The organism is Actinophytocola sp. (assembly GCF_045807065.1).
Lineage (GTDB): Bacteria > Actinomycetota > Actinomycetes > Mycobacteriales > Pseudonocardiaceae > Actinophytocola.
Window position 1 is genome coordinate 26,352 of the sequence record NZ_JBJMIE010000200.1, and the last position, 10,992, is coordinate 37,343.

12 protein-coding genes are annotated in these 10,992 nt (G+C 69.3%); 8 read left to right on the forward strand and 4 right to left on the reverse strand.

Going from position 1 to position 10,992, the window contains the following annotated elements; genetic code table 11:
* Positions 1 to 66 precede the first annotated feature (66 nt).
* The 7 genes from ACJ73U_RS11685 to ACJ73U_RS11715 all read left to right on the forward strand — a co-directional run bounded on the left by ACJ73U_RS11685 (position 67) and on the right by ACJ73U_RS11715 (position 5,910).
* Positions 67 to 1,167 carry a LacI family DNA-binding transcriptional regulator gene (locus ACJ73U_RS11685; protein ID WP_407777593.1) on the forward strand — a complete coding sequence of 367 codons (1,101 nt, stop codon included), beginning with the start codon at positions 67 to 69 and terminating at the stop codon, positions 1,165 to 1,167.
* Between the two features lie 328 nt (positions 1,168 to 1,495).
* Positions 1,496 to 1,780: a hypothetical protein gene (locus tag ACJ73U_RS11690; RefSeq protein WP_407777594.1), complete on the forward strand. Its 285-nt coding sequence runs from the start codon at positions 1,496 to 1,498 to the stop codon at positions 1,778 to 1,780.
* A 327-nt stretch (positions 1,781 to 2,107) separates the two neighbouring features.
* Positions 2,108 to 2,599: a beta-class carbonic anhydrase gene (locus ACJ73U_RS11695; protein WP_407777595.1), complete on the forward strand. Its 492-nt coding sequence runs from the start codon at positions 2,108 to 2,110 to the stop codon at positions 2,597 to 2,599.
* Positions 2,600 to 2,988: 389 nt separating this feature from the next.
* Positions 2,989 to 3,864 (forward strand): A/G-specific adenine glycosylase, encoded by an 876-nt coding sequence (locus ACJ73U_RS11700; protein ID WP_407777596.1) that lies wholly within the window; start codon positions 2,989 to 2,991, stop codon positions 3,862 to 3,864.
* Between the two features lie 111 nt (positions 3,865 to 3,975).
* Complete coding sequence (locus ACJ73U_RS11705; RefSeq protein ID WP_407777597.1) at positions 3,976 to 5,010, forward strand: N-acetylmuramoyl-L-alanine amidase; 1,035 nt, start codon at positions 3,976 to 3,978, stop codon at positions 5,008 to 5,010.
* A gap of 64 nt (positions 5,011 to 5,074) precedes the next feature.
* Positions 5,075 to 5,587 carry a 2'-5' RNA ligase family protein gene (locus tag ACJ73U_RS11710; protein ID WP_407777598.1) on the forward strand — a complete coding sequence of 171 codons (513 nt, stop codon included), beginning with the start codon at positions 5,075 to 5,077 and terminating at the stop codon, positions 5,585 to 5,587.
* Positions 5,584 to 5,910, forward strand: coding sequence for a hypothetical protein (locus ACJ73U_RS11715; RefSeq protein ID WP_407777599.1), 327 nt, complete (start codon positions 5,584 to 5,586; stop codon positions 5,908 to 5,910). Before ACJ73U_RS11710 ends, ACJ73U_RS11715 begins: the two co-directional genes overlap by 4 nt.
* On the opposite strand, the gene ACJ73U_RS11720 is transcribed toward ACJ73U_RS11715, so the two are convergent.
* Positions 5,907 to 6,677: an alpha/beta fold hydrolase gene (locus ACJ73U_RS11720; protein ID WP_407777600.1), complete on the reverse strand. Its 771-nt coding sequence runs from the start codon at positions 6,675 to 6,677 to the stop codon at positions 5,907 to 5,909. The two genes, ACJ73U_RS11715 and ACJ73U_RS11720, sit on opposite strands and share 4 nt — an antisense overlap.
* Positions 6,678 to 6,729: 52 nt before the next feature.
* On the opposite strand from ACJ73U_RS11720, the gene ACJ73U_RS11725 reads away from it, so the two are divergent.
* Positions 6,730 to 8,181, forward strand: a complete 1,452-nt coding sequence (locus ACJ73U_RS11725; RefSeq protein ID WP_407777601.1) for a M1 family metallopeptidase — start codon at positions 6,730 to 6,732, stop codon at positions 8,179 to 8,181.
* 187 nt (positions 8,182 to 8,368) lie between these two features.
* Here the strand turns inward: ACJ73U_RS11725 and ACJ73U_RS11730 are convergent, their stop codons facing one another.
* The 3 genes from ACJ73U_RS11730 to ACJ73U_RS11740 form a co-directional block, all read right to left on the reverse strand.
* On the reverse strand, positions 8,369 to 9,289 hold the full coding sequence (locus ACJ73U_RS11730) for an endonuclease/exonuclease/phosphatase family protein (RefSeq protein WP_407777602.1): 921 nt from the start codon (positions 9,287 to 9,289) through the stop codon (positions 8,369 to 8,371).
* A 97-nt stretch (positions 9,290 to 9,386) separates the two neighbouring features.
* Positions 9,387 to 9,596: a hypothetical protein gene (locus tag ACJ73U_RS11735; protein WP_407777603.1), complete on the reverse strand. Its 210-nt coding sequence runs from the start codon at positions 9,594 to 9,596 to the stop codon at positions 9,387 to 9,389.
* A gap of 196 nt (positions 9,597 to 9,792) precedes the next feature.
* Positions 9,793 to 10,992: AAA family ATPase (locus tag ACJ73U_RS11740; protein ID WP_407777604.1), on the reverse strand; the 1,200-nt coding region annotated here is incomplete at its 5' end.

Sequence of the window (10,992 nt, forward strand, 5' to 3'; positions counted from 1 at the left end):
GATGCGGTGAACGTGACGTGTGCCGGCGGACTTCTGCTCGTGCTTCTGAACCGTTACGGTCAGCACATGGCGCGGTCTATGCATGTTCGCCGGCCTGCGACACTGGCGTCGCTGGCCGCGGAGCTCGGTGTGTCCCGGACCACCGTGTCCAACGCCTACAACCGGCCTGACCAGCTCTCACCGGAGCTGCGCAGGCGGGTGCTTGAGACCGCGCGGCGGTTGGGTTATCCAGGGCCGGACCCGGTGGCACGGTCCCTGCGGACCCGTAAGGCGGGCGCGGTCGGCCTACTGCTGACCGAGAACCTGTCGTACGCGTTCCGCGACCCGGCCGCACTGGGCTTCCTGGAAGGGCTGGCACTGGCGTGCGAGGGCGCCGGCCAGGGACTGCACCTGGTACCGGTGAACCCGGAACGCGACGACGTCACGGCCGTCCACAGTGCCGGCGTGGACGGTTTCGTCGTGTACTCGGTCCCGGACGACGACCCACACCTGGCGGCCGTCCTCTCCAGGCCGGTACCAACCGTGGTGTGCGACCAACCCCGCGTCGAGGGCGTGGACCTGGTGGGCATCGACGACCACGCGGCGATCAGCGAGTTGGCCGGCCGGCTGATCACCCTGGGACACCGCAACATCGGCGTACTGTGCATGCGCCTGGCCCGCGACCGCAACGACGGCTTCGCCTCGGTGGCCCGCCAGCGAACGGCACACTTCCACGTGCAGCGAGCCCGCTTGACGGCGCTGGCGGAGTCGTTCGAGGGCGTAGGGGTCGACTGGGCACGGGTCCCGGTGGTGGAACGCTTCGACCACTCGACAACCTCCGGCTCAGCGGCGGCGGCACAGCTGCTGGACGCCAATCCCGAGGTCACGGCCCTGATCTGCACGTCGGACATCCTGGCGCTGGGCGCACTTCAGGAAGCCAAGAAGCGCGGCCTGCGAGTCCCCCACGACCTGACGGTGACAGGCTTCGACGGTATCGCCGAGGCCGAACGCGTCGGCTTGACCACAATCCGGCAGCCGGTACTGGAGAAGGGACGAGCGGCGGGAAAGCTGCTGCTCGGCGCCGCGGAACACACCCGGCCGAGGCACATCACACTGGACACCGAGCTTGTCCTGGGCGAGACGTCGGCACCACCGAGGACCGCTGAAGAGCGTTGGTTCGGCCCCTGACCAGCACGGCCGCCAATCTGAGGCCAGGAACGATCAGGTCAGGGTGAGCGGAGCGGGCGGGCTCGTCAACGCTCCCAACCGCCCCACCACCTGATAGCTCCCAGCCAACACAGTCGACCGATCAACCGGACAGCCGGGCGCGGAAGTCCGTCCAGCCCAGCTCACCGAGAACTCCACCGGCCGCCCAACAGCGAGCACACGCACATCCGCCTGAGGCGGCCCGTAACAGTCATTGCTCGACCACAACCGCGTCCCGTCCGACCCCAACACGACAATCTCCCGCAGGTTCCGGCTGACGTCCCGGACGCACGGCACCTGCCCAGAATTCGTGATCACCAGCCGCAACAGAGGCCGAGCACCAACCGGGTACGACGGCACCTCCGGACCCGCCACCACCCTCATCGCGGCGTCCGGACACGGCCCGGGCGGTGGCGGAGGCCCAGGTGCCGGACGGGGCGTCGAACTGCTCGTGGTCGTCGGACTCACCGTCACCGACCCGCGAGGATCGTTCGGCCCCGGACTCGACGGCGGCGCGGAACCCCGTGTCGACGTCCCGCCGCCCCTGACCGACGACAGAACCGACGCACTGGCCGTCCCCTCCACCGGGTGCTGATCGTCGGCCTCCAGCAGGCCGCCGATGACCCACGCCAGCAGTACCATCGCGAGCACCGAGAAAACCGCCGCCATCGCGCGGCGGCGCCAGTACACGGACGGCGGCAGCGGGCCGTTCGGTTCGATCATGCCTCGACGGTAAACCCGCGATAACGTGTCGGTGTGGATCTTCCATAACCCCGATCGGGGGATATTTCCGCTGGTACGAGCCACAGACGGTGGTGGTCGACAACACGTTGCCCTCGTGCGCCGCACTTGCTCCAATTGGAGATCGAGTGGGAATCCAGAGGTCCAACGCAATGTCGGCGTCATGGAGAGGGAGCTGACCATGACCGCAATCGACGAGCTGCTGCACCGGCACGCGATCGGGGTGGACCAGGGTGCGCCCGAGGTCCCGACACCGATCCCGTCCCTGCACCTCGCCGTGGTCACGTGTATGGACGCGCGCATCAAGGTCTTCGACGTGTTCGGCCTGAAGCACGGCGAGGTGCACATCATGCGCAACGCGGGCGGGATCGTCACCGACGACATCATCCGCTCGCTCGCCATCAGCCAACGCAAGCTGCAGACCCGCGAGGTCATCGTCATGCAGCACACCTCGTGCGGCATGGCGACGATCACCGACGACGAGTTCAAGGACGAGCTGGAGCGCGACACCAAACTCCGCCCGCCGTGGGCCATCGAGGCGTTCCGCGAGGTCGAGCACAGCGTGCGACAGTCGGTGGAGCGAGTGCGGCGCAACCCGTTCGTGCCGCACCGGGACAACGTGCGCGGCTTCGTCTACGACGTGCGGACCGCCGAGCTGACCGAGGTCAGTTAGCCGGGTATTCCGCACAGGACCGCGGAGATGATCGGGGACGCTGCTCCGGCCCAAGCTCGTGATCAGCCGAAACTCGATCAGGTGCGGAAAACGGGCCAGCCGTCTCGCACAGGCGCCGGCCGACCAGAACGAGGTCGAGCCGGCGCCCGGCACGAAGCTCAACCGCGCCGCTGACCTGCGGAAACTGCTCGCCAAAGGTCACCCTCGGCCGCGGCTACCCAGCGCAATTTCGCCCAAAGTTCGCGCTCTGTGGTTAAGAGCACCCCCCACCCCATCCCGGGGGCGGCCCCGGTCCCATTCTATCGGGGGGTGCCGACAACCACCCCGATGTTGATCTTGCCTGTGGACAGGCGCACGGGCTGTGGACAACCCGATAGCATCGGCGGGCGATGAGCCTTGATGCGTTCGTACTGACCGACTGGTTCGCCGCGCGGGCCCGGCCCCTGCCGTGGCGGGAGCCGGGGACCTCGGCGTGGGGTGTGCTGGTCAGCGAGATCATGCTGCAGCAGACCCCGGTCGCCAGGGTGGAGCCCTCCTGGCACGAGTGGATGGCGCGGTGGCCCAGGCCGTCCGCGCTCGCCGCCGCCACGCCGGCCGACGTGCTCAGGATGTGGGGCAAGCTCGGTTATCCGCGCCGTGCGTTGCGGTTGCGGGAGACCGCCGAGGTGATCGCTCGCGAGCACGGCGACGTCGTTCCGTCCGATGTGGACACTCTGCTCGCGTTGCCCGGCATCGGCGCCTACACCGCGCGGGCCGTCGCGGCTTTCGCGTACCGCAAGCGGTGTCCCGTCGTCGACACCAACGTGCGGCGGGTGATCGCGCGTGCGGTGCACGGTGCCGGGGACGCCGGGCCCGCTTCCACCACGCGGGATCTGGCCGATGCGGACGCCTTGCTGCCCGCCGATGACGAGCACGCCGCGCAGATGTCCGCCGCGCTCATGGAACTCGGCGCGACCGTCTGCACGGCGCGCAACCCGCGGTGCGCCGACTGCCCGGTCTTCGACGCGTGCGCGTGGCAGCGCAACGGACGACCCGCCTACAACGGGCCGCTCAAGCCCGTGCAGAAGTTCGCCGGTACCGATCGGCAGGTGCGTGGGCTGCTGCTCGACGTCCTGCGTGGCACGTCCACGCCCGTCCCGAAGGCCAAGCTCGACATCGTCTGGTCCGACGGGGGGCAGCGGGAGCGGTGCCTCGACTCGCTGCTGGTCGACGGGTTGGTCGAGCAGACCGCGGACGGGCTTTTCACCCTACCGGGTGATCAGTAACTAGATTCTCCCGTAACTGGGTAACTCTTGTCTTGGCGTGGACGCGCCACTACCGTCGAGTCAGCCAGTCAGCGATCTGGGCCACGTGGCCCCACGTCGAGGGAGATCGAGATGGCCGTATCCCGCCGCGCCCTTTTCCGGGGCGGCTTCACCGTCGCAGCGATGGGCGCGCTCGGCGCCACGGCCACACCCGTCGCCGTCGGCGAGGTGTCGGTCACCCGGCCGCGCATCTACACGTGTGCCGAGTGGGGTGCGCGCCCGGCGAACGGCACCATCACCGTCCTCAACCGCAAGCCCACCTACATCGTCGTGCACCACACCGCGGGCGCCAACTCGACCGACTACTCGCTCGCGCACGCCTACCAGAACTCGCGGGACATCCAGAACTTCCACATGGACGGCCGCGGCTGGATCGACACCGGCCAGCAGCTCACCAACAGCCGCGGCGGGTTCGTCACCGAGGGGCGGCACCGCAGCGTCGAGATCCTCGACCAGGGCACCCGGCACGTGCAGGGCGCGAACGTCGCCGACCACAACAGCGAGATCATCGGCATCGAGAACGAGGGCCTCTACACCTCGGTGAACGTGCCGCAGGCGCTGTGGAACTCGCTGGTGCAGCTGGTCGCGTACATCGCCCAGCAGTACGGGATCTCGCCCGACCTCATCCGCGGCCACCGCGACTTCAACGCGACCGAGTGCCCCGGCGAGATCCTCTACGGCCGGCTGCCGGAGCTGCGGAACGCGGTGGCGGCGGTCATCGGCACCTCGCCCGCCGCGCCCGTGCGGTCCTGGCCCCTGCTCAAGCCGGGCGAGCAGGGCGCGAAAGTCCAGGCACTGCAACACCTCCTGCGGGCACGGAGCGTGGACGTCGAGGCGGACGGGACGTTCGGTGACGCGACGTTCGCCGCCGTCGGCGATCTGGCCAGGCAGAACGGTGTCGCGTACGAGCCCTGCTACGCGAGCCGGGTCGCCGACGAGAGCGGGTACGCCGGCGTCACGACGTGGCCCCTGCTGGTGCGCACGATCCGCGCGGGTGACACCGGCGAGGCGGCGCGGGCCGCGCAGGTGCTGCTGTCCGCGCGGCGCGAGCGGTTCGCCACCGACCGCGTGATCGACACCCCTGCCTGGCAGGAACTGCTTGCCTAGTCCGCCGCCAACCCGGTGTGGACCTCCGCAGAAGGATCCAACGAACAGGCCCTAATCTGCGCGCGTGGCGCAGACGCTGGAGTTCTCCTTCGACGGCGAGGCGGACGCGGCCGTGCGCGGGCTGTGGCGCAGGCTTTCCGAGGCCGGCGTGCCAAGCCCGGCACGGCACCGCCCGCACGTGACGTTCGCGGCGGCCAGGACCATCCCCGCCGGCACGCGTGAGGCGTTGCGGGAGGACCTGGCGCTCCTGTCGATCCCGGCGCTGTGGCTGTCGACGCTCGCCGCGTTCGACGGGACGCTCGTGCTGACCGCGGTCGTGGACACCGAGTTGCTGGCCGTTCACTCCGCCGTGCACGACGTGCTGGCCAAACGGGTGAAGCAGCCCGCCGCGTACTACCTCCCCGGCTCGTGGATCCCGCACTGCACACTCGCGGAACGCCTCGAGCCCGCGCAGATGACCACGGGCTTCGCCGCGCTGTACCCGGTAGGGTCGATCAGAGCACGCATCACCGAGATCGCCGTCGTCGACACCCAAACGGGCGAGACGGACGTCCTCCGCGATCTGGAGGGGACATGAACGAAGAACTGCGCCAGGTTCGGGACACCCTGATCGAGGAACTGCGCAGGTCGGACACGTTGACGGTCGCCGGGCGCGCGTTGTTCGCCCGATATGCCGCGATGTCCGACGCCGCGACCGGCGCCGTCCCGCAGCAGGAGACCCGGCCGGCGCCACCTACTCGCCGCCGGCCGGAGCCGGTCGACGAGGAGGAGGATTTCGGCGGCTCGTTCATGGTCCGGACCAACCCGTCCCAACCGACGATCCCCGGCTACCGCGAGGCACCGCCCGCCGCACCGACGCCGATGGACCTGCCGCGCTCCATGCGCGACCGGCGCCGCTAGCGCCCGAGGACGTCGGACAGGAACGCCTCGACCGCGCCGCGGTAGACGTTCGGCTGGTCGTGGTGGACGACGTGCCCGGCGTCCTTGACGACCAGGTGGTGCACCGGTCCCCCGGCCCGGCTCGGCAGCTCGGCCATCTGACCGGGCGGCATCGCGCTGTGCTCGGCCTCGATGGCGAGCATGGGGCAGGTGACCCGCTCGACGAACGGCCAGTAGTCGCGGCGGCCCCACTCGTTCGCGATCTCGTAGAGGACCTCGAGGTCGGAGATCAGGTGGTAGCCGTCGTCCTCCTCGACCATGCACTCGGTGAAGTAGTCGCCGAGCGGGCCGAAGAACTCGCGGACGTGCGCGAGCGAGCGGAACGGCACCGGCCACGACTCGAAGTGCGGCCGCCACGGGTCGACGGTCCTGCCACGCTGGTCGGGTGCGATGTCCTCCACCACGACCGCCCTGACCAGCTCCGGGTGCGTGGCGGCCAGGCACCACGCGTGCAGGCCGCCCATGGAGTGCCCGATCACGACGGAGGGGCCGATGTCCCGGAGGACCCGCCCGGCGTCCTCGACGAAGTCCTCGGTGCGCCAGCCGCCCTCGCGGTGCGGGCTGCGGCCGTGCCCGCGTGCGTCCAGCCCGACCACGCGGCCGTACCTGGTCAGCCACCGCGCCGTCCGCCACCAGGTGGTGGCGCGGCCCATCAGACCGTGCAATAGCAGGATGCCGCCACCCTCGCCGCCGAACTCGATCACATCGCATGTAATACACCCACGCATCACACCTGGTCGGCCATGATGTCCAGGGTCCGTCGAGAGTGGGGAGTCGATCATGCGTAACCGCACAGCCGTGCGCGCGGTCTGCCTCACGCTGGCCGCGGTCAGCCTCGCCGCGTGCAGCGTGTCGCGGTCCAGGAACCCCGGCTCGGCGCCGAAGGACGACGAGCCCGCGGCTTCGGCCACGCCGTCGGAGGACGGTGCCGGGGACCCGTACTACCCGACCGACGGCAACGGCGGTTACGACGTCACGGCGTACCACGTGCAGATCAGCTACGACCCGTCGTCGAAGAATCTGACGGGTGACACCCTCGTGACGGCGAAGGCCTCCGAGGAACTGGCCGAGTTCGACCTGGACCTGCAGGGCCTGGAGGTCGCCTCGGTCACGGTCGGCGGCACGAACGCCAAGTTCACCCGATCCGGCGAGCACGAACTGGTGATCACTCCCTCGGCGCCGGTGGCGGCCGGCGCGTCGTTCGAGACGCGGGTGAAGTACTCGGGCGTGCCGGAGACCACGGAGGAGGGCACGCTCGGCGAGAACGGCTGGCAGCTGTCGTCCTCCGGCGGCGCGTTCGCGGCCGGCGAGCCCCACTCGGCGACGGCCTGGTACCCCGCGAACGACACCCCCAAGGACAAGGCGACGTTCACGTTGGACGCCCGCGTGCCGGACGGCTGGAGCGTGATCTCGAACGGCGTCGAGTCCGCGCCGACGCCGGGCGGGGACGGCTGGACCACCTACCACTGGAAAGAGCCGAACCGGATCGCGACGTACCTGACGACCGTGGGCATCGACAAGTGGACGTTCGAGCGGTCGACGTTGCCCAGCGGGACGCCGGTGGTGAGCGCGTACGCGCCGGGTGCCGAGGACAAGCAGTCCGTCGAGGCCCGGCTGCCGGAGATCCTGGAGTTCCTGGCGTCGAAGTTCGGCCCGTACCCGCAGTCGGCGGCCGGCGGCATCTACATCAACGAGAACATCGGCTTCTCCCTGGAGACCCAGACACGCCCGATCTACGCGGCCTGGGCGGAGGAGTCGGTGGTGGTGCACGAGAACGCGCACCAGTGGTACGGCGACTCGGTCTCGGTGGACCAGTGGAAGGACATCTGCCTGAACGAGTGCTTCGCCAGCTACGCGCCCTGGCTGTGGGACGAGGCGAAGAACGGCGTGAACCTCGATGACCAGTACCGGCGGGAGGTCGCCCGCGGCACGGACAAGCTGTGGTCCGGCAAGCTCTACGACATGGGCCCGGGCAACGAGTTCACGGCCGTCTACGAGAAGGGTCCGCTCGCGCTGCACGCCCTCCGCCGCCTGATCGGCGAGGACGCCTTCAACCGCGTGCTGAAGGAATGGCCGGCGAAGCACAAGGACGGCAACGCGTCGTGGCCGGAGTTCGAGCAGTTCACACAGGACATCGCGGGCAAGGACCTGACCGGCTTCTTCAAGGCGTGGTTCCACGACGACACCCGACCGGCGGACGAGTACCTGTACCCGGGCCCGCTGCACAAGTGACGAGCGCACGCCTCGATCGGGTCCCCGGGCGCCTCAAGCGTCGGTGATCACGTGGCCGTCGCGTCGGCGAGCCGACCGGGAGGGACCAGGCAGGGCGGCCGCGGCCAGTTTCGACAGTGGACGGGACGCTCCGCGGTGCCCATCCTCGACGTCCAGGACGGACAGGCAACCTGTTGCGGTGCGGCCATTACGGGAGGATCACCTCGGCGATGATCGCGTTGTGGTCGCTGCCGGGGAGGTTGTGGACGGCGTAGCTGCTGATCGCGCAGCGGGAGTCGGCGACGATGTGGTCGATCGTCAGTGGTGGGCCGGTCGGTAGGGACGACCACGTCGCGTCGAGGCCGGCGCCGGTTTCCTCGGCCGCGTCGGCATAGCCGCGGTCGACCAGGTCGCGGAAGGCGGCGTGGTCGAGGGTGGCGTTGAAGTCGCCGGCGAGGATGCGCACCTTGCCCGACGGGTTCGACTTGGGCAGCTGACCCAGCTCGGTGCGCCAGGTGCGCACGTCATCGTCATACAGCGGTGGTTGCACGTGGACGGCGGTGAGCTGGACGTCGTCGCGGCCGGGGAGGTCGACCACCACCGAGGGTTGGGACAGCGTGGTGTCCGGCATGAGGATCACCTTGCGCAGCGGCACGTTCGCGGCGATGCCGTTCCCGTCGCCGCCCACCCTGTCGTCCGACTCGCGGTACGGCAACAGCTCCGCCAGTCCCGCCCTGTCCAGTGCGGACACCTCGGCCGGCGTCAGCTCCGGCAGGACCAACACGTCGACCTGCTCGTCACGGACGAGGTCGACGATGGTCTGCGCGTCAGCGCGGCCGAGGTAGAGGTTGGCGGCCATGATCCGCAGGTGCGTGCCGTCGGCGTCGGGCTGTTCCTCGGACAGGAGGCGGGGGCCCAGCAGCGCCCCCAACGAGAGGGCCATGACGAGAACGAGGAGGGCGAGGATCCGGCGGCGCAGGAGGAAGGCGACGACGGCGAGGACGAGGCACCCGACGACGACGTACGGGGTCAGCGCCATCGCTCCGACGACGAACGCCAGGTCGACGTCCTCGTCCAGGCTGAGTACGCGGGCCACGCCGTAAGCCAGGAAGACGAGGGCGAGGAGCACCAGGAGGACGGTGACGCCGGGCCGCCTCCGGCGTCTGGGAGGCTCCTCGGGCAGGTGCTCTTCGTACGTGGTTGGCGCCTCGGGGGCGTCGGTCCACCTAACCACGGCGTTCGTTGCCGTGCTTGTAGTGGCCGGTGGCGCGGGCCAGGAGCTGTTGGGCTTCCTCGTCGGTGGCCTGGTCCAAGCGGCCCTGGAGCTTGGCGGCAATCTGGCCGCGAACGGTGGTGACGAGCCGGCCGCCGCGGGAGATCAGCAGCTGGCCGTTCTTGGTCGCTCGCCAGTCGAACGGGTCTTCCTCTAGGCCCATGCGTACAGCTTGCCCGAGGGTGACGGACCGTGCCGCCGATTCGGTCGAGAGTTATCCCCAGCGGGGCTGTGGACAACCTCGTGGAGGTGTGGACAACTCTGTGGACTGCTCGTGGACTGCTCCTCGCGGAGGACCGTGGATGCGCGAAGGCCGCGCCCCTGAGCAGAGGCGCGGCCTTCGAACGTGTTGCCCGAGATCAGGCGGACTCGGCGGCGGCGTCGTCACCGGACGAGCTGGCCATGTTGACCGGCGGAGCGTCCGGCACGTTGGCCGGCTTGGGCTCGCCGCGGAACGTGAACTTCGCGTTCTCCGTGGCGGACCCTTCCTCGCCGTCCCAGCCCTCGACGTCGACGATGATGATCTGGCCGGGCTGGATCTCCCCGAACAGGATCTTCTCCGACAGCTGGTCCTCGATCTCGCGCTGGATGGTCCGGCGCAACGGCCGAGCACCCAGCACCTTGTCGAAGCCGCGGGTCGCGAGCAGCTTCTTGGCGATCGGCGTGAGCTCGATGGCCATGTCCTTGTTCTTCAGCTGCGTCTCGACGCGGGTGATCATCAGGTCCACCATCTTGACGATCTGCTCTTCGGTGAGCTGGTGGAACACGATGATGTCGTCGATGCGGTTGAGGAACTCCGGCCGGAAGTGCTTCTTCAGCTCGTCGTCGACGCGCTGCTTCATCCGGTCGTAGGTCTGGCCCTCGCCGCCGCTCGAGAAGCCGAGGTTCACGGCCTTCGAGATGTCCTGGGTGCCCAGGTTCGACGTGAAGATGATGACCGTGTTCTTGAAGTCGACCGTGCGACCCTGACCGTCGGTCAGGCGGCCGTCCTCCAGCACCTGCAGGAGCGTGTTGTAGATCTCCTGGTGCGCCTTCTCGATCTCGTCGAACAGGACCACCGAGAACGGCTTGCGGCGGACCTTCTCCGTCAGCTGGCCGCCCTCCTCGTAGCCCACGTACCCCGGAGGGGCACCGAAGAGCCGCGAGGCGGTGTAGCGGTCGTGGAACTCGCCCATGTCGATCTGGATCAGGGCGTCGTCGTCGCCGAACAGGAACTCCGCGAGCGCCTTGGTGAGCTCGGTCTTACCGACACCCGAGGGGCCGGCGAAGATGAACGAGCCCGAGGGCCGCTTCGGGTCCTTGAGGCCGGCGCGGGTGCGCCGGATGGCCTGGGACACCGCGTGGATCGCCGGCTCCTGGCCGATGACCCGGCGGTGCAGCTCGTCCTCCATGCGGAGCAGCCGCTGGGACTCCTCCTCGGTGAGCTTGTACACCGGGATGCCGGTCCACGTGGCGAGGACCTCGGCGATGACCTCCTCGTCGACGACGTCGAACAGGTCGGTGCCGGACGCCTTCCACTCGGCTTCCTTGGCCGCCTTGCGCTCCAGGAAGGCCTTCTC

Bases quoted from the DNA above. Each gene is read 5' to 3' on its own strand.
- ACJ73U_RS11735 (WP_407777603.1), bottom strand. From the start codon at position 9,596: ATGGGCCTAGAGGAAGACCCGTTCGACTGGCGAGCGACCAAGAACGGC.
- ACJ73U_RS11705 (WP_407777597.1), top strand. From the start codon at position 3,976: ATGGCCGTATCCCGCCGCGCCCTTTTCCGGGGCGGCTTCACCGTCGCA.
- ACJ73U_RS11715 (WP_407777599.1), top strand. From the start codon at position 5,584: ATGAACGAAGAACTGCGCCAGGTTCGGGACACCCTGATCGAGGAACTG.
- ACJ73U_RS11695 (WP_407777595.1), top strand. From the start codon at position 2,108: ATGACCGCAATCGACGAGCTGCTGCACCGGCACGCGATCGGGGTGGAC.
- ACJ73U_RS11725 (WP_407777601.1), top strand. From the start codon at position 6,730: ATGCGTAACCGCACAGCCGTGCGCGCGGTCTGCCTCACGCTGGCCGCG.
- ACJ73U_RS11720 (WP_407777600.1), bottom strand. From the start codon at position 6,677: ATGCGTGGGTGTATTACATGCGATGTGATCGAGTTCGGCGGCGAGGGT.
- ACJ73U_RS11700 (WP_407777596.1), top strand. From the start codon at position 2,989: ATGAGCCTTGATGCGTTCGTACTGACCGACTGGTTCGCCGCGCGGGCC.
- ACJ73U_RS11685 (WP_407777593.1), top strand. From the start codon at position 67: ATGGCGCGGTCTATGCATGTTCGCCGGCCTGCGACACTGGCGTCGCTG.